Annotated in this window: 13 protein-coding genes and 1 CRISPR repeat array; all 13 genes read right to left on the reverse strand. The window is 66.7% G+C overall.

Features of this window, described 5'->3' with window-relative positions; translation table 11 throughout:
• Positions 1-21 precede the first annotated feature (21 nt).
• Positions 22-2,043, reverse strand: a complete 2,022-nt coding sequence (locus Q1K09_RS10020) for a M13-type metalloendopeptidase (RefSeq protein ID WP_300345289.1) — start codon at positions 2,041-2,043, stop codon at positions 22-24.
• Between the two features lie 387 nt (positions 2,044-2,430).
• Positions 2,431-3,312 carry a DUF4097 family beta strand repeat-containing protein gene (locus Q1K09_RS10025; RefSeq protein ID WP_300345290.1) on the reverse strand — a complete coding sequence of 294 codons (882 nt, stop codon included), beginning with the start codon at positions 3,310-3,312 and terminating at the stop codon, positions 2,431-2,433.
• A gap of 16 nt (positions 3,313-3,328) precedes the next feature.
• On the reverse strand, positions 3,329-3,826 hold the full coding sequence (locus Q1K09_RS10030; RefSeq protein ID WP_300345291.1) for a YlcI/YnfO family protein: 498 nt from the start codon (positions 3,824-3,826) through the stop codon (positions 3,329-3,331).
• Positions 3,827-3,874: 48 nt separating this feature from the next.
• A complete protein-coding gene (gene panC, locus Q1K09_RS10035) occupies positions 3,875-4,783 on the reverse strand; it encodes a pantoate--beta-alanine ligase (RefSeq protein ID WP_300345292.1) in 909 nt (302 codons plus the stop codon).
• A 21-nt stretch (positions 4,784-4,804) separates the two neighbouring features.
• Positions 4,805-5,731: a DUF2520 domain-containing protein gene (locus Q1K09_RS10040; RefSeq protein WP_300345293.1), complete on the reverse strand. Its 927-nt coding sequence runs from the start codon at positions 5,729-5,731 to the stop codon at positions 4,805-4,807.
• Complete coding sequence (locus Q1K09_RS10045) at positions 5,728-7,413, reverse strand: PH domain-containing protein (protein WP_300345294.1); 1,686 nt, start codon at positions 7,411-7,413, stop codon at positions 5,728-5,730. Before Q1K09_RS10045 ends, Q1K09_RS10040 begins: the two co-directional genes overlap by 4 nt.
• An 8-nt stretch (positions 7,414-7,421) precedes the next feature.
• Complete coding sequence (locus Q1K09_RS10050; RefSeq protein WP_300345301.1) at positions 7,422-7,931, reverse strand: PH domain-containing protein; 510 nt, start codon at positions 7,929-7,931, stop codon at positions 7,422-7,424.
• A 23-nt stretch (positions 7,932-7,954) separates the two neighbouring features.
• A complete protein-coding gene (locus Q1K09_RS10055; RefSeq protein ID WP_300345295.1) occupies positions 7,955-8,530 on the reverse strand; it encodes a DUF3180 domain-containing protein in 576 nt (191 codons plus the stop codon).
• Positions 8,527-9,633 carry a 2-amino-4-hydroxy-6-hydroxymethyldihydropteridine diphosphokinase gene (gene folK, locus Q1K09_RS10060; RefSeq protein ID WP_300345296.1) on the reverse strand — a complete coding sequence of 369 codons (1,107 nt, stop codon included), beginning with the start codon at positions 9,631-9,633 and terminating at the stop codon, positions 8,527-8,529. The genes Q1K09_RS10055 and folK overlap by 4 nt, the downstream gene beginning before the upstream one ends.
• Before the next feature lie 38 nt (positions 9,634-9,671).
• The gene (gene folP, locus Q1K09_RS10065) at positions 9,672-10,511 is read right to left on the reverse strand and encodes a dihydropteroate synthase (protein WP_300345297.1); all 840 of its coding nucleotides are present in this window, start codon (positions 10,509-10,511) and stop codon (positions 9,672-9,674) included.
• A 9-nt stretch (positions 10,512-10,520) separates the two neighbouring features.
• Positions 10,521-11,105, reverse strand: coding sequence for a GTP cyclohydrolase I FolE (folE, locus tag Q1K09_RS10070; RefSeq protein WP_300345298.1), 585 nt, complete (start codon positions 11,103-11,105; stop codon positions 10,521-10,523).
• A 110-nt stretch (positions 11,106-11,215) separates the two neighbouring features.
• Positions 11,216-13,138, reverse strand: a complete 1,923-nt coding sequence (gene ftsH / locus Q1K09_RS10075) for an ATP-dependent zinc metalloprotease FtsH (protein WP_300345299.1) — start codon at positions 13,136-13,138, stop codon at positions 11,216-11,218.
• Positions 13,139-13,360: 222 nt separating this feature from the next.
• Positions 13,361-16,145: direct repeats of the CRISPR family, unit length 36 nt; unit sequence GTTGAGAATCTCCCCCTCCACTCCTCGATAGACTGG.
• Positions 16,146-16,613: 468 nt separating this feature from the next.
• A partial coding sequence (locus tag Q1K09_RS10080) for a transposase (protein ID WP_300345300.1) occupies positions 16,614-17,423 on the reverse strand: 810 nt, incomplete at its 5' end.

The following is a 17,423-nucleotide window of genomic DNA, read 5'->3' on the forward strand; positions in this document are numbered from 1 at the left end:
GGCGTAGAGAATCCTGCGCGGTCACCAGATGGTGACTCGGTCCTCCGGCGGAAGGTACATACCGTCCGACTCCGTGGTGGCGAAGGCCTCGTGGAAGGCGTCCACATTCTTCACCGGCTGGGTGGCGCGGAACTCGGCGGGGGCATGCGGGTCGATGCTCAGCAGCGTTAGGGCCCGCTCGGGCCGGGTGACATTGCGCCATCCCTGGGCCCAGGCGAAGAAGAAGCGCTGGTCCCCGGAGAGTCCGTCGATGCTGTCGGTATCGGTGCGGTCCGGTCCGTCGACTTCGGAGATGGGCTGATTGCGGTTCTTCGCCGCCAGCCACAGCCGGTACGCCTGGTGGGCGATGCCGATACCGCCCAGGTCGCCGATGTTCTCCCCCAGGGTCAGCTCGCCGTTGACGGTGTGCTCATCGCCGAGCACTGAGGGGGAGAGCTGGTTGTACTGGTCCACCAGTTTGGCGGTGCGCTCCTCGAAGGCGGCGCGGTCCTGTTCGGTCCACCAGTTGGTCAGCGAGCCGTCGGCCGCGTACCGGGAGCCCTGGTCGTCGAACCCGTGGCCGATCTCATGGCCGATGACGGCTCCGATCGCCCCGAAGTTCTGCGCCATATCGCGCTCGGCGGAGAAGAAGGGCAGCTGCAGAATCGCTGCCGGGAAGCAGATCACGTTCTCCAGCGGGTGGTAGTAGGCATTGACCGTCTGCGGGGTCATATGCCATTCCTCGTCATCGGGACCGTTGTCGATCTTGTCCAGTTCGCGGTCCCATTCAGCCTCGGCTGCCCGGGCCACGTTTCCGACGACGTCGTCGTCGCTGACCTCCACCGAGGAGTAGTCGATCCAGCGGGCCGGGAAGCCGATCTTGGGGGTGAAGGCATCCAGCTTCTCCAGCGCTTTGGCGCGGGTCTCCTCCCCCATCCACTCCAGGGTGCTGATGGAGCGGCGGTAGGCCTCGATGAGCGCGGCGATCAGCTCATCCATGGCCGCCCGGGCCTGGGGCGGGTAGTGCCGGGCCACATAGATCTGTGCGACGTCTTCACCGAGGTGGGCGTTGGTCAGCGCCACACCGCGCTTCCACCGCTCTTTGAGCTTCGGCGTGCCGTTGAGCGTCTTGGAGTAGAAGCGGAAGTGCTCGTCCACCAGCTCGGAGTGCAGCAGCGGGGCCGCCCAGCGCAGCAGCATTGTGCGCAGCCAGTGCTTCCAGGTCTCCAGGGGCTGCTCGGTCAGTGCGGTCTGAAAGGCCGGCAGCACATCCGGCTGGGAGACCACGATCTCTGCTGTCTGGGACTCGGAGAGCCCCCAGCCTTCAAAGGCCTCGGCCAGCAGAGGCATCAGCTCCTCGGCCTCCTGGCGGGTGCAGAGGTTGTAGCGCTTCTGGGCATCGCGGCAGGTGACCCGGTCCCAGTGGGCGGCGGCCAGGACCGACTCCAGGGCGAAGACGCCGTCGGCAGCCTTCTCCGCCTCCTGGATGCCCGCCTGGCTCAGCAGCCGGGCCAGGTGCTGACGGTACTGCTGACGGATCTCTGCGTAGGTGTCCTCCCGGTAGTAGGCCTCGTCCGGCAGGCCCAGGCCCGACTGGAAGAGGTGGAACAGCTCGCGCTCGGGGTTGCCGGCGTCGCGCATCACTCCGGCCTGCAGCAGGGAGTCCACGCCCTTGCGCTGCCAGGACGCCGAAAGTCGGAGCAGCGCCCCGGGGGTTGAGGCGGCCTCAATATCGGAGAGGAAGGGCTCCACCGGAGCCAGCTTGAGCTCTTCGGCGCGGTCGGCGTCCATGAACGCGGCGTAGAAGGTGCCGATGCGCTGCTGGATCTCCCCGTAGTCGGGGTCCAGGGCGGCGCCCTCGGAGCCGGCGGCCTCCGCTGCCTCCTCCAGGATGGCCCGCACATCAGCCTCCGCCTTGTCCCGCAGCTCCAGGAAGGAGCCGTAGCCGTCCAGGTCCTCGGGGATCTCAGCGGTCTTCAGCCATGTCCCGTTGACATGCTGGTTCAGGTCATCCTGCGGCCGGACGGAGGCATCGATGTAGGGAAAGTCACTCGCGGTGGTCATGGATGCCACCCTACCGGCCGCCCACGGGTTCAGCGTGTCGGATGGACCCAAACCCCGGCCCATATTCGGCGAGTTTGGGCCCATCCGGCACGTTATGTGGGGATCCGGTGCTGGTGGGGCGGTGCTGGGCATCAGTGTCGGGATCAGTGCTGGCGCGGGTTCAGCGCCCAGTCCCGCTGCACTGCCTCGCGCTGCCGCTCGGCGTGGTGAAGCCCGCTGTGGCGGTGTGCGTACCGCACGCCCCCGGGTGAGTGGGGCCGAGCGGCGCAGCGGCGCGCTGCGGCACGGTCTGCCCAGTCCGCCAGTAGGCGTGCCAGCATCACAGCTGCTCGTTGGACAGGGGTGTAGTCATAGACAGCGGTAATGGCTGATCCTTCGGTCGGGCGCTTATCCGGCGCGGTGGAGGCTGATGTCGCCGCTGACGGTGCGGGCCTTCAGCTCCAGGCGGTGGGCGGCGTCGCCGGGACCCTCGGCCTGCTCCAGGGAGGAGCTGAGCCGCCCGGCGACGGTGGAGCAGTCCTGCAGCACGGCGGTGCCGGCGGGAATGCCGAGGGTGATGGCCCCGGAGGCGGCTGTGGCGGCCACGCTGCCGGCCACTGCCCGTTGGACAGTGATGTTGCCGGAGCCGGTCTTGGCCCGCAGCTCACCGTGCAGCTGGTCGATGGCGATATCTCCTGAGCCGGTCTTCAGCTCCAACTTGCCGGCTTCGCCCAGCCGGATGTTTCCGGAGCCTGCGGTGAGCTTGGCTTCTTCGACCACAGCGACGCTGATCTCGCCGGAACCGGCAGCGGCTTCCAAGCGGCCAGCCTGCTGGACAGTGATGTCACCGGAGCCGGCTTTTGCGTGCATCTGCCCGGCCTGCTGCACGGTGATGCGCCCGGACCCGCAGGAGGTCCGCACCACCTCCAGCGGACCCTCTGCGATGACGCTGCCGGATCCTGCCCGCGCCCGCAGGCTTGAACCGTCCGGGACCTGGACGTGGATGCTGTACCGGTGGGAGGTCTGGCTGCCGATCTGCAGCAGCCCGAGTCTCGGCGCGCTCTCTTCGGCTTCGGGGACTTCGATGTGCAGCAGGTTTCCGGAACGCTCGACGACGACATCGCCGGCATCGGCTGCGCCGGCACCGGAGGCCGGGGTGACCTCTACGGTGATGCTCTCCACCGGACCGGCGGTCAGGTTCAGGCTGCTGGCGCGCAGCTGGGCGTCGATCTGCACTGCGGTGTCGGATTCAAAGGTGTGGCGCACTGCGCCGTCGGTGGTGGTGCTCATAGTGGGGCTCCTGATCTCAGTGCGCCCAGCCGGTCATCCGGCGGACGCTGCGGTGGGTGGGGACGGTGCTGGGGGCCGGAGGGGTCAGTGCCCGCTGGGCGGCCTGCACTATCCAGGTGTTGGTGGACTTGCCGTCGGCTGCGGCGGCTTTCTCTATCTCTGACTTCAGCGATTCGGGCAGCCGCAGGGTCAGTCGGGCGGTGCTGGGGTCCTCTGACGACGGCGGCGGCGGTGGGGCCGGGGCTTCCGCCACGCTCTCCGGGGCCTGGGCGGCCGCCTGCTCCACCACCACTGCGGGTTCGCCGCCGCGGATGTGGATCTCCACCACCGCGCCGTCAAGTTCGGCGGTGATCTGCTCGGCCAGGTCCGAGGCGAAGCGGGTCAGCGCCAGCCGCGCCTCCGGCTCCAGCGCCTGGCCGATCATCTCTGCGGTGCGCTGCACGTTGTCAGGGGCCAGCTGAGTGGACCGGGCCAGCCCCTGCTGGATGGAGGTGATGTACTCGTCGAACTGCATGACATCACTATAGCGTCATAGTGATGTCATGTGAGGTCACTTGTGATGTCAGTCGGGCTGGATCTCCATATTGTCGATCAGCCGCACCGGCCCGACCCGTGCGGCCACCAGCGCCAGCGCCGGACCGCGCAGCACTCCGTCGGCGTCGAGCAGGGCCCCTTCAGGGCGGATCTCCTCCAGAGTGGCCGGGTCCACCACCACCAGGTAGTCCGGCTCGACTCCGGCGGCGTGGTCCAGGCGGGTCCGCAGCTGATCGATCTGCAGCGGCTGGCCTGCCCGGGCCCGCTCAGCCAGGCTGCGCAGCGCCGCCGAGAGCTCCAGGGCCGCCGGATAGTCCTCCGCGCTGAGCCGCTGGTTGCGGCTGGAGAGCGCCAGCCCGTTCTCATCCCGGACGGTGGGCAGCACCCGGATCTCCGCCGGGAGGTTCAGATCCTCGGTGAGCCGGCGGATGATGGCCACCTGTTCGGCGTCCTTCTGCCCGAACCATGCCTGCAGCCGGGCGGGAGCAGGCGGGGTGAGGATGCTGAAGAGTTTGGTCACCACGGTGACCACGCCGTCGAAGTGACCCGGCCGCGAGGCTCCTTCCCATTTGCGGCCCATCTCTCCGGCACTGACGCGTATCCGGGGCGAGGCCGGGTAGCCGGGGTACATCTCCTCCAACTCGGGGGCGAAGACCAGGTCGGCCCCGGTGTCCTCAAGCAGTGCCAGATCCTCAGAGAGCTGGCGCGGATAGTGGCGGTAGTCGGCGTCGTCGTCGAACTGCAGCGGATTGACGAAGATGCTGGAGATCAGCAGATCGCTGCTGGACCGCGCAGCCTCCAGCAGGGAGCGGTGACCGGCGTGCAGCGCACCCATAGTGGGCACATACCCGACGACGGGATGTTCGGCGGGGCTGGAGGCGGTTGCCGCGGCCAGGGCGCGGCGCATCTGTTCGGCAGTGTGCAGCAGCTGGGTCACTCACCCAGTCTATGAGCCGGTTCAGTGCTCCTCGGTGAGCAGGTCCATCAGCTCGGCGGCGGTGCGTTCGCTGATCAGCCCGCGCTCCACGGCCCGCTGGGCTGCCGAGAGCGCCATGGCCTGGTAGGCCCCGCGCACGTCCTGGGGATGCCCCGGGTCAGCCAGCACCTGCAGATGTTCGGCCACGGTGCCGGCGTCGCCGCGGGCCACCGGACCGGTGAGCGCCCCGGCGCCGGAGGCCAGCGCATTGTCCAGGGAGGCCTGCATCAGCGGGCCCAGCACCCGGGAGGGGTCCTCCACACCGATGCCCTCCAGCAGCTGAGCTGACTGCGCGGTGAGGATGTTGAGGTGGTTGGAGGCGTGGGCCAGGGCCGCGTGGTAGGCCGGCCGGTGCTGCTCGGCGACCACCACCGGCTCTCCGCCCATCTCCACCGTCAGGGCTTGTGCCACCGGCAGCACGTCCTCGCCGGCGGTGACTGCGAAGGCGCAGGCGCTCAGCCGCTGCAGGTCCAGGCTCATCCCGGTGAAGGTCATGGCCGGGTGGATGGCCAGGGTGACGGCGCCGGCGGCCTCGGCGGGAGCCAGCACCCCTGTTCCGAAGCGGCCGGAGGTGTGAATCACCAGCTGCCCCGGCTGGAAGTGGCCGGCCTCAGCGGCTCCGCGCACCACCTCGGGCAGCACATCGTCGGGCACGGCCAGCAGGATCAGCTCGGCCCGGCGCAGAATCTCCGGGACGTCCAGCACCGGGGCGCCGGGCAGCAGGGTCTCGGCCCGGTCCTGGGAGTCTGCAGAGACCGCGTGCACCCCGACCACCTGGTGGCCAGCTGCGCGCAGGGCCGCCCCGAGCACTGCCCCCACCCGGCCGGCGGAGATCACTCCGACGCCGAGTCTGCCGTCGCGGGCGGAGGGGGGAAGCTCTCCGGCATAGGGGTCGATGGGATGGTTCATCTGCTCTGCTCCGCCTCGGGTGCGGTCTGCACCATCTTCTCGAACTCGTGCAGCTCCTCCGGCTGCATCCACTGGTTGCGTTCGGCGAGCCGGCGGGCGACGGCGGCGTAGCCGGCCTCGGCCTGGAACAGCTCACGGATCTGCTCCACGTCCTGGTTCTTGATCCGGGCGGTGATGGGCCCGGCGGGGATGTGGATGTCCAGGGTGGCGATCCGCTTGGCCCGGGCCAGCGGCCCCTGGCTGAGGGCGGCGGACTGGATGCGCTCATGCGGAACCATGGTCAGCAGCCGGGTGAGCCGGCCGTCGCGGATCATCAGTGCGCTGGGGGTGGCGTAGGAGCCGCGGCGGGTGCGCACCAGAGGGTCGAAGATCTTCGCGCGGGCGGGCACCTCAGTGAAGCCGCCGGCGGTTCCGGTCCCGGACACGCCCTCCAGGAACAGCTCCTCGGGATGGTCCACCTGCAGATCGGGGAACATCTCAGCCGTCATGCGCATGGCGTCGTCGACGGTGCCCACCGGCATCAGGGTGGTCCGGTCGGTGATGCCGTAGCCGGCTACGGTGACCACCACCTTGTACCAGCCGAAGGCGCGCCAGAGATAGGGCTGCTGGATCTGGATGGCTTGGACACGTCCGGGCGGGACGGTCTGGGTGGTGGTCTCCAGCAGGCCGTACTTCAGCCGCAGGCCGGCCTCGGTCATTGTGGCGGTGAACCGGAAACCGGAGGAGAACTGGCTGTAGTAGGTGGCCGCGGCGCCCAGCAGCAGCGGGATGAACAGCGGCAGGTCGATCTCTGAGAGCGCCTCACTCAGCGAGTCGTCGGTGAAAATGGCGAAGGCGACGGCGATCCCGCCGGTGATCAGCAGCAGGATCAGGCCGATGGCCACCAGGATGATGGTGCCCACACCGACCAGCACTGAGCCGATCAGCCGGCCGATGGGGACCTGGAGGATCGTCCGCTCCGGCTGCGGCTGGGCGGGCAGCCGATGGGGGTCGGTGCGGTCTGCCTCCGGGACGCTGGGCGCCGGGGGCTGCGGCACATGGTGGGGCTCCCCCGGCACATGCTGGGGCTCCTCCCCCGGGGCATGCTGAGTCTGCTGGTCTGCGGCCTGCCCCGAGCTCCTGCCGGAGGCGCGGTCCATGATGTCGGCGCGCAGCTGCTCGGCCTCGCTGCGCTTGAGGAAGGCCAGTGTGGCCGCCGTGCCGTCGCCCTCAGCGACTTCAAACTTCAGCTCGGCCAGTCCGGTGATCCGGGCCGGCAGCGGCTGCCGAAGGTCCACCGCCTGCACCCGATCGATCCGCGCCTGCCGGTGCTGCCGGAACAGGATGCCGGACTTCACCATCACATGCTCATCGGTGATCTTGTAGCGGGTGAACCACCAGGAGAGGGTGAACCCCACAAAGATCAGCACCGCAAGGGCGAGGAACGCGCCGCCGCCGATCAGATAGGGAACGGGGTTGCGCTCCAGATTCTCGGCGAGTTCCCCGGAGCGGAAGGAATTCCAGAGATCGGCCCACATCTGCCAGTTGTAGCCGAAGACCGCCACCGGGATGGCGACCACGGTCAGCCAGCCGCGCACCAGCGGTGAGAGCGGATGGACCTTGGTCCAGGTCTCGTCGAACCAGGCCTCGGCGGCGTCTGCCTCCGGCGGCTCCGGGTCCAGGGGCTGCTGCGGATCCGTCATGCCACCTCCTACAGGCCGGCCAGGCGTGCTTGGCCGCGGGCGGAGAGTTCATCACGCAGCCGGGCGCCCTCGCTGCGCACCGCACCCGGAATGGTGGCGTCGGTGGCGGCCGATGCGGTCTTCAGCTGCACGGTGCAGATCCCGAACTTCCGCATCAGCGGCCCGGCCTCGATGTCCACATACTGCAGCCGGCCGTAGGGCACGGCCACCACCCGCTGCCAGAGCAGGCCCCGGCGGATGAGCAGGTCGTCCTCGCGCTCACAGTAGCCGATGGCTCGCACGCGGCGCGGGGTCAGCCCCAAGTCCAGGCCCGCCCAGACCAGCAGCACCCCGAGCACAGGCCAGACCAGCCAATCCGGCAGCGACCACCAGCCGACCGCGTCAGCGATCAGCGGCAGCGCCACGATGATCAGCACAATCGCCCAGCCGATGAATCCGGAGATCAGCTTGACGGTGATGTACTTCTCATCCACTCGCGTCCATTCGACCCCTACCGGGTCGATGGCCTCAGAATGCAGCATGTATCTCCTTGTCTCGGCGTTCAGCTGCGGCTGCTGAACTGTGCGTGGCGGGCATAGCCGGCCCCGGGCTCTTCATCGAGGCCCTCTGCGCCGTCCTCCGGCGGTTCGGCGCCCTGGTCTGGGGGGAGCCGGCACAGCGACTCCACCACAAACCCTATGATCACCCAGACCGTAGCCCCAATCATCACACTCAGGGCTGAGATCACATTCGGCGTGGTCACTCCTGCGGCCGGCGCAATGCTGAGCACCAGTCCGCCGTGCCACCCGGCCAGCAGCGCTCCGGCGTAGGCGCAGGCCTGGCCTGCGGCCACCACGCGCACCGCCTGCAGCGGGTGGAGCCGGCGGGCGGGACGGACCGCTGGGCTCTGCTCCCGGCGGGCACGGTCAGCCGCCTGCTGCAGGCGCCGCTGGTCCCACCAGACCACCAGCCCCAGGGTGAGCACAATCAGGCCGACGGCGGCCAGGGTGATCACCGAGGACAGCGGCAGTCCCGGGGAGGAGTAGCCGGCTGAGGCCATCACTCCGGTGGCCGCGTAGCCGCCTGCGGCAGCGCAGAGCAGGATGATCAGCAGCCAGACCGGGCGCAGCTGGCTCACTGCTCGGGCTCCTGGGCGGCGTCGTCGAGCTTGCGGACTTCGTGGAAGTCGGGGGCCTCACGCGCCAGCTCCCGCACTGGGCGGCCGTTGAGCAGCGCCACCGGGTCCATCCAGGACCAGGGCAGCAGGACGAAGGCCCGCTCTGCCGCCGAGGGGTGGGGCACCTGCAGCCGCGGGGAGTCGATGGTGGCCCCGGCGTAGGTGACGATGTCCACATCCAGGGTGCGGGGGCCCCAGCGTTCCCGGCGGACCCGGTTGTGGTCCGTTTCGATCTGCTGGGCCACGTCCAGCAGGTCGTGGGGTGAGAGCTGGGTTTCGATCTCCACCACCTGGTTGAGGTAGTTGCGCTGATTGGCCGGTCCGCCCACCGGTGCGGTGCTGGCCAGCGGGGAGACGTTGACCACCACCACGGACTCATGGGCCTCCAGAGCCTGCACCGCCGAGGCCAGAATCGCCCGCGAGTCCCCCAGGTTGGACCCCAGGGCCAGCACGCAGCGCACGGCGAAGGCCGCAGGCAGGTCGGGGTCGCGCAGGTGCTCTGCCGGGGCCTGCGGGGACAGCTCCGCCAGCGATGCCCTGTCATAGGGCCCCAGCTGGGCGGTGGGTGTGGTCAGCCGGGCTTCGTTCTCCTCCTCCACCGGGGAGGGGGCGGAGGCCGCTTCGTCGACCAGCTCGCCCTCGTAGACCCCGGAGACCTGGCGGCGCGGCTCGTCGAGTGCGGGAAGGTCCTTCACGTGGGCCCTGCTGCGTCGGATGGTCACCGAGACGTCGTCGAAGGTCTGGGTCAGCGGCGCCTGCGGCTTGTGCACAGTGACAGCCACCGCGTGGATGCGCTTGTCGTGCAGCAGGATGGCCCGGGCCAGCGTCTCGGCGAGCGCTTCGATCAGATCGTAGGTCTCCCGGGTGACGACCTCCTGGATGAGATCGGCGATGTGGGCGTAGGAGATGGTGTCGTTCAGGTCGTCGCTGCGGCCGGGGCCGCGCAGGTCCAGCTCCAGCTCCGCGTCCACGGTGAAGGGCTGGGGGTCCTCCTTCTCGAAGTCGAACACCCCGTGACGTCCGGAGAGCCGAAGCCCGGTGAGGCGGATCATGTCGTGGCCCATAGCTCCAGGCTACCGCCCGCGTGCCCGGAATTCAGGCTTCAGGCCGCGGGATTCAGGGCGGCGGCGGCGCGCAGCGCATCCGCGTTCGGCGCCACGGCATGGACGCGCACCGCCCAGCAGCCGGCACAGGCGGCGTGGAAGCTCAGTGCCGCGGTGGCTGCGTCCCGCTGCGCGGCGGGGCGGTGCCGGTCCTGCCCATCGGCCAGGAGGGCTCCCAGGAAGCCCTTGCGGGAGGCGCCGAAGAGCACCCGGTGCCCCAGGGCGACGAAGCGGTCCAGGTTCCGGATCAGCTCCCAGTTCTGCTGGTGGGTCTTCGCGAACCCGATGCCGGGATCCACAATGATCTGTTCGGGACTCACCCCGGCGTCAAGGTACGTGCTGCGGATGGTCTCCAGCTCAGAGAGCACCTCGGCGACGACGTCGTCGTAGTCGGTGAGCTGCTGCATGGTCTGGGAGTCGCCGCGATTGTGGGTGATCACGATCTGAGCGCCGTACTCGGCGATGACCTGGGGCATCTGCGGGGCGGTGAGCAGGCCGGAGACGTCGTTGATGATCAGCTCGGAGGCGCGGTCCCCCGCCGTCTGAAGGGCCGCACGGGCGGTGTCCGGGTGCCGGGTGTCCACCGAGACGGTCACGCCCTCCTCCAGCAGCGGCTGGAGCACCGGCATGATGCGCCGCTGCTCTTCGGCCGGGGCCACCGGTTCGGCCCCGGGGCGGGTGGACTCGCCGCCGACGTCGATGATGGCGGCGCCTTCCTCAGCCATGCGGCGGGCATGCTCCAGGCCGGGGTGGGTCCCGGCCTCAGGCTCGGGCAGGTGCGCACCGCCGTCGGAGAAGGAGTCGGGGGTGAGGTTGAGGATCCCCATCAGCAGCGTCATAGGCACTCCTCACCTGTGCAGGATCAGGCTCATGGCCTCGGACCGGGTGGCCGCATTGCGCAGCGCACCGCGGACCGCGGAGGTGATGGTCTTCGCCCCCGGCTTGGAGACTCCGCGCATGGACATGCACAGGTGCTCGGCCTCGATGACGACGACGGCGCCCTCGGGCTGCATGTGGGTCATCAGCGAGTCGACGATCTGGGTGGTCAGCTGCTCCTGAACCTGGGGCCGCTTGGCGAAGATGTCCACCAGCCGGGCCAGCTTGGACAGGCCGGTGACCTTTCCCTCGTCGGCGGGGATGTAGCCGATATGCGCGTTGCCGTAGAAGGGCACCAGGTGGTGCTCGCACATGGAGTAGAAGGGCACATCGCGGACCAGCACCAGCTCCTGGTGGCCGATGTCGAAGGTGGTGCCCAGCAGCTCGGCCGGATCCTGGTGGAGGCCTCGGAACGCCTCCTGGTAGGCCCGGGCCACCCGCGTGGGGGTCTCCTTCAGGCCGTCGCGGTCGGGATCCTCCCCGACGGCGAGGAGGATCTCCCGCACAGCGGCCTCGATGCGGGGCAGATCGACGACGTCGTCTCCGGTCTCAGCCATCCCGGCCTCCTTCAGCGCTGCGCGCCGTCCTTCGGTCAGAAATGCGGCTATTTCGCGCCGAATCAGGTGAGATTGGCGACAGGACTGACCGCACGATTCCCGGGGTGGGCTCATGCATCGGGATCACCTCCCAGCGGGTCTTCGGTGACGATCGGGCGGCGGGGACTGGACTCCCACACTTCGCGGCGCGGCCGCTTGCGGACCTGCGCGAAGATCTCGGCGACCTCTTTGGCGCCGAGGGTTTCGCGGCGCAGCAGCTCCTCGGCCAGGGTGTCGAGGATGTCCCGGTTCTCCGTCAGCGCCCAGTAGGCCTCGTCGTGGGCCTCTTCGATGATGGCGCGGACCTCCTGGTCCACCACGGCGGCCAGCTGTTCGGAGTACTCCTTGCCGGTGGCCATCTCCTTGCCGAGGAAGGGGTTGGTGTCCCCGGAGCCGAGCTTGACCGAGCCGACCTTGGCGCTCATCCCGTATTCGGTGACCATCTTGCGGGCGGTGTCGGTGGCCTTCTGGATGTCATTGGCCGCACCGGTGGAGGGGTCGTGGAAGACGATCTCCTCGGCGACCCGGCCGCCCATGGCGTAGGCGATCTGGTCCAGCAGCTCATTGCGGGTGGTGGAGTACTTGTCATCCTCGGGCACCACCATGGTGTAGCCCAGGGCCCGGCCGCGCGGCAGGATGGTGATCTTGGTGACCGGCGCGGAGTAGTTCAGCGCAGCGGCCACCAGCGCGTGGCCTCCCTCGTGGTATGCGGTGACCCGGCGCTCGTGGTCCTTCATCAGCCGGGTGCGCTTCTGCGGGCCGGCCATCACCCGGTCGATGGCCTCGTCCACCGCTCGGTCGTCGATCAGGTCCGCATTGGAGCGGGCGGTCAGCAGAGCGGCCTCGTTGAGGACGTTGGCCAGATCCGCGCCGGTGAATCCGGGGGTCTTGCGGGCGATCTGTTCGACGTCGAGGTCATCGACCATCGGCTTGCCCTTGGAGTGGACCTCTAGGATCGCCTTGCGGCCGGCGAAGTCGGGCGCCTCCACCGGGATCTGGCGGTCGAACCGGCCGGGCCGCAGCAGGGCGGGGTCCAGAACGTCCGGCCGGTTGGTGGCGGCGATGACGATGATGTTGGAGTTCGGGTCGAAGCCGTCCATCTCCACCAGCAGCTGGTTCAGGGTCTGCTCGCGCTCGTCGTTTCCGCCGCCGACGCCGGCTCCGCGCTGCCGGCCCACGGCGTCGATCTCATCGACGAAGATGATGGCCGGGGCGTTCTCCTTGGCCTGCTTGAACAGGTCGCGGACCCGGGAGGCGCCCACGCCCACGAACATCTCCACGAAGTCGGAGCCGGAGATGGAGTAGAAGGAGCCGCCGGCCTCCCCGGCCACGGCCTTGGCCAGCAGGGTTTTGCCGGTGCCGGGCGGGCCGTAGAGCAGCACGCCCTTGGGGATCTTGGCACCCAGTCGCTGGAACTTCTGCGGCTCAGCCAGGAATTCACGGATCTCCTGGAGCTCCTCGACCGCCTCATCGGCGCCGGCCACATCGGCGAAGGTGACCTGCGGCATGTCCTTGTCGAACATCTTGGCCTTGGACTTGCCGAACTGCATCACCCGGGATCCGCCCCCGGACATGCGGGTGATCAGCCAGATGAACAGGATGGCGATCAGCAGGAACGGGATCATGAACCCGAGCATGCTCAGGAACCAGTTGGACTGCTCGGGCTCGTCGGTGTAGCCCTCCAGGTCGGCCTGGGCGATGGTCTCGGCCACGGTCTCTGCCCGGGCTTGGGAGAAGTGGAAGTGCACCGCGCCTTCGAGGGTGCGGCCGTCCAGTTCGAAGGGCTCCTCCAGGGTCAGGTCCACCCGGGAGTCGCCGTCGTCGATCCTGGCTTCGGTGACCTCGCCCTGCTCGATCAGCTCCATGCCGATATTGGTGTCCACGCGCTGGCCAGTGCCGGAGGAGGTCAGCAGCAGGGGAACCACAATGACCAGACCCAGCAGCACCAGCAGGATCCAGAACAGCGGTCCGGAGATGATCTTCTTGAAGTTCATGCGGCTCCGTCAGAGGTATGGGCAGTCAGCGTCATACAGTACTTGCCGCTGCTGCGCTCATGGTAACTGTGCCGCCGAGGTTTCGCGCCGGGCGGAGCACAACGAGCAGCACTCTTCCGCCTCACACAGGAAGGGATCATCGCTCCCGCACTTCTCGAAGTGCCGGTGGAAAGCGAGCACTGTGCGATTTTTCACTTGCGGTAAAGGTTGCGCCGCCAGCTGGTTGAGAATCTCCCCCTCCACTCCTCGATAGACTGGGGGTGCCGGACGGGTCGCCTAGCGGAGAGTTGAGAATCTCCCCCTCCACTCCTCGATAGACTGGCCGGGGCTGCCGGGGTGAATATCGAGAAGTTGAGAATCTCCCCCTCCACTCCTCGATAGACTGGGCGCCGGTGTAGTCCACGTCCAGCGGGCGTTGAGAATCTCCCCCTCCACTCCTCGATAGACTGGTGGTGCGCTCCCCGGTCAGGTCTCCACCGTTGAGAATCTCCCCCTCCACTCCTCGATAGACTGGGTCATGGCCGGCAAGCACGGCAACGGTGGTTGAGAATCTCCCCCTCCACTCCTCGATAGACTGGAGACGTTTGAGAAGCCCGGCCGGAAGACGTTGAGAATCTCCCCCTCCACTCCTCGATAGACTGGGCGATTCTTCACGCTTGCCGGCTGCCAGGTTGAGAATCTCCCCCTCCACTCCTCGATAGACTGGCCGCCGCCTGGGATGCGCTGAAAAGCATGTTGAGAATCTCCCCCTCCACTCCTCGATAGACTGGAGGCCGCGCACGTTGGATGCCAGCCCGTGTTGAGAATCTCCCCCTCCACTCCTCGATAGACTGGCGTGGTCTACCTCTGGATAGTGAACGAGGTTGAGAATCTCCCCCTCCACTCCTCGATAGACTGGCGAAGCTGCGCGCCCACATCGGAGACATGTTGAGAATCTCCCCCTCCACTCCTCGATAGACTGGCCGGGTGGCTCTACCGCTACTGGACGTAGTTGAGAATCTCCCCCTCCACTCCTCGATAGACTGGCATGAGCAGACCTGGTACGGGGCACTTCGTTGAGAATCTCCCCCTCCACTCCTCGATAGACTGGTCAGCTTCGGCCAGCAGGCGACCGTCGGGTTGAGAATCTCCCCCTCCACTCCTCGATAGACTGGCAGATGTGGTATTCGAGTTCGTCGATGTGTTGAGAATCTCCCCCTCCACTCCTCGATAGACTGGCCGGCCAGTTTGTCTACCCGGTGGTGGTGTTGAGAATCTCCCCCTCCACTCCTCGATAGACTGGATGAGGCCGGACTCACGGCAGAAATTGCGTTGAGAATCTCCCCCTCCACTCCTCGATAGACTGGTGAAGGCCGCGAACACCCTTGCCGAGGCGTTGAGAATCTCCCCCTCCACTCCTCGATAGACTGGCATGGTGGACGACCTTGCACTCCAGCTTGTTGAGAATCTCCCCCTCCACTCCTCGATAGACTGGAGGAGACCGCCCAGAAGGCCCTGGACGGGTTGAGAATCTCCCCCTCCACTCCTCGATAGACTGGAAGGGCTGGGCGTTGACGCAAACTCCATGTTGAGAATCTCCCCCTCCACTCCTCGATAGACTGGCGGGCTACCAGGTTGACCGCTCCACTTGGTTGAGAATCTCCCCCTCCACTCCTCGATAGACTGGCCCAGGGCGCATCCGGCAAGGAGGCCCCGTTGAGAATCTCCCCCTCCACTCCTCGATAGACTGGCGGCGCTGGTGGGGCTGGGCAACAACTTGTTGAGAATCTCCCCCTCCACTCCTCGATAGACTGGCTGATGTGGTCGCGCAGTTCGTGCATGTGTTGAGAATCTCCCCCTCCACTCCTCGATAGACTGGCCGGCTGGGGCCTAGCCCTGTCAAAGAGGTTGAGAATCTCCCCCTCCACTCCTCGATAGACTGGAAAAACGAGGAGGGAGACAGCCCATGCAGTTGAGAATCTCCCCCTCCACTCCTCGATAGACTGGGCGACAAGCCGCGACCGAAGGTCAAGCGGTTGAGAATCTCCCCCTCCACTCCTCGATAGACTGGAGGCAATGGGAGCTGTCATCAAGCACCTGTTGAGAATCTCCCCCTCCACTCCTCGATAGACTGGGTAGTGCCACAGGCCCCCCCGGCCGGGTTGAGAATCTCCCCCTCCACTCCTCGATAGACTGGCGATCACCCAGAAGCCCGAGGCGCAGAGGTTGAGAATCTCCCCCTCCACTCCTCGATAGACTGGGCAGCCTCGACGAGGTCAACGACATCATGTTGAGAATCTCCCCCTCCACTCCTCGATAGACTGGTCACGTCCCCGCGGAAGTCGGTCATGCCGTTGAGAATCTCCCCCTCCACTCCTCGATAGACTGGATATCCAGACCACACAGATCTATGTGGGGTTGAGAATCTCCCCCTCCACTCCTCGATAGACTGGAGGTGCCCGCCGACCGACCGGAGACGTTGTTGAGAATCTCCCCCTCCACTCCTCGATAGACTGGTGCATGTCTGCCTCGGACATCGCGTCGTGTTGAGAATCTCCCCCTCCACTCCTCGATAGACTGGTCTCGGTGAACTCCGAGACATCATCCACGTTGAGAATCTCCCCCTCCACTCCTCGATAGACTGGAAGCCCACAGTAGAGACCCTCCAGGACTGTTGAGAATCTCCCCCTCCACTCCTCGATAGACTGGATGGCGAACGCTGCGCCCAGCTGTTCAGTTGAGAATCTCCCCCTCCACTCCTCGATAGACTGGTTGGCGGTCTGAGCCTCATAAAGCTCAGGTTGAGAATCTCCCCCTCCACTCCTCGATAGACTGGAGGAAGCAGAGCAGGAGCCCGGCCACACGTTGAGAATCTCCCCCTCCACTCCTCGATAGACTGGCCCTCCGGCCATGAGACCTGGCCCTGACGTTGAGAATCTCCCCCTCCACTCCTCGATAGACTGGTGAGCGTCTTCTTTCTCTACAAAGTGAAGTTGAGAATCTCCCCCTCCACTCCTCGATAGACTGGGGTATAGGGCAAAATAGCCTAGTCAGAGGCCATTTCTCAGCACTTTTTGGTAGTGAGAAACGGCCTCCACTGGGTTTTGGCAGGCGCCGACGGTGACACTTGAGGTCAAAACTGCTAAGGTTGCATCAACTATCGAGGAGAATCTGGGGAGATTCTTAATAAGGGTGAACTTCGGTTCCCTGACTTCTCCGCCCTACCGGGTTGCACCGGTTGGGCCATATAACTAGACATATGAAGCTCCGGACATTTTCCGGGGCTTCATATGTCTATCCGGACTTTACCCACTCTCCGCAGGGTGTAGACACCGTAGGACGCCCATTCTGGGTAAGCGGCAAGAATGTGTGTACAGCCCGGGCGTGTCATCCCCGGCCTGCCCAACCTTTCCTGGCCCAGAGCCCGTCCTCTGCGGCGATGCCGGTGCCGTAGGTCTCGGGTTATAGGAACAAATGTGTGTACAGCCCGGGCGTGTCAGGGGCGTCCTGCCCAGCCTGTTCGGGCCCAGAGTCCTTCCTCGGCAGTAGCAGCAGTCCCGTAGCTGCGCGGACCGAGAGGTTCCTCCGGTTCGGTTATGTGTTGGGCTGCCTGAGTAGCTGCCCGGCGGTGCCGCTGTACCAGTTCCCAAGGGTCATGTGGGTGCTCGGTGAGGTTGTTGAGCAGCCAGTCCACGGCTTTGCGTGCGTGATGGTCGGGCATGCCTCGGTGGTGGCGCAGCAGGTGTTTGATCGCGCTGTTGGGCCCGCCTTCTAGCCTGGAGGTGGCCCGTTCCACCGTCCTGACGCCTTCGCTGGTGTAGTGCTGGTCGAGGAATGTGAACAGGGACTTATCCCGGATCAGCTGCCGGTAGAGTCCCTGGACTCGGCGCAGCCGGATGTGGGTGTACCACCAGTTCTGGTTCGGCTTAGCCCAGGATGGCCGTTCCACGCCTTTCTTGGCGTAGGTGCGCTGCTTGAGGAACCTTTCCCACTTCGCTTCCCAGGAGCCGTAGGCGCCCATCCATGCTGCGGCGGCATCGAGGTCCTGGACCCGCATGAGCTCCCTGGTCAGAGCCAGGATCTCCTTACCTGCCTCCAGTCGTGGATTCAGGGTGGTGTGCCTCACCACGGCGGCGCGGATGTGGAAGTAGCAGCGTTGGACCCTGGTGCGGCGCCACTGCTGATCCAGAGCCGCCCGCAGCCCGGCCCCGCCGTCGGTGACCACCACATCCGGGGCGGGGAGCTGGCGGAACAGTGCTGCCCAGGCGGCTTTGGACTCGCGGTCGCACCACTGCCAGCCGATCAC

Source organism: Nesterenkonia sp. (assembly GCF_029265375.1).
Classification (GTDB): Bacteria; Actinomycetota; Actinomycetes; order Actinomycetales; family Micrococcaceae; genus Nesterenkonia.

Excerpts from the sequence above, each read along its gene's own strand:
- folP (WP_300345297.1), bottom strand. The coding sequence starts at position 10,511 with ATGACGCTGCTGATGGGGATCCTCAACCTCACCCCCGACTCCTTCTCC.
- Q1K09_RS10020 (WP_300345289.1), bottom strand. The coding sequence starts at position 2,043 with ATGACCACCGCGAGTGACTTTCCCTACATCGATGCCTCCGTCCGGCCG.
- folE (WP_300345298.1), bottom strand. The coding sequence starts at position 11,105 with ATGGCTGAGACCGGAGACGACGTCGTCGATCTGCCCCGCATCGAGGCC.
- folK (WP_300345296.1), bottom strand. The coding sequence starts at position 9,633 with ATGGGCCACGACATGATCCGCCTCACCGGGCTTCGGCTCTCCGGACGT.
- Q1K09_RS10040 (WP_300345293.1), bottom strand. The coding sequence starts at position 5,731 with ATGAACCATCCCATCGACCCCTATGCCGGAGAGCTTCCCCCCTCCGCC.
- Q1K09_RS10025 (WP_300345290.1), bottom strand. The coding sequence starts at position 3,312 with ATGAGCACCACCACCGACGGCGCAGTGCGCCACACCTTTGAATCCGAC.
- Q1K09_RS10030 (WP_300345291.1), bottom strand. The coding sequence starts at position 3,826 with ATGCAGTTCGACGAGTACATCACCTCCATCCAGCAGGGGCTGGCCCGG.
- ftsH (WP_300345299.1), bottom strand. The coding sequence starts at position 13,138 with ATGAACTTCAAGAAGATCATCTCCGGACCGCTGTTCTGGATCCTGCTG.
- Q1K09_RS10045 (WP_300345294.1), bottom strand. The coding sequence starts at position 7,413 with ATGACGGATCCGCAGCAGCCCCTGGACCCGGAGCCGCCGGAGGCAGAC.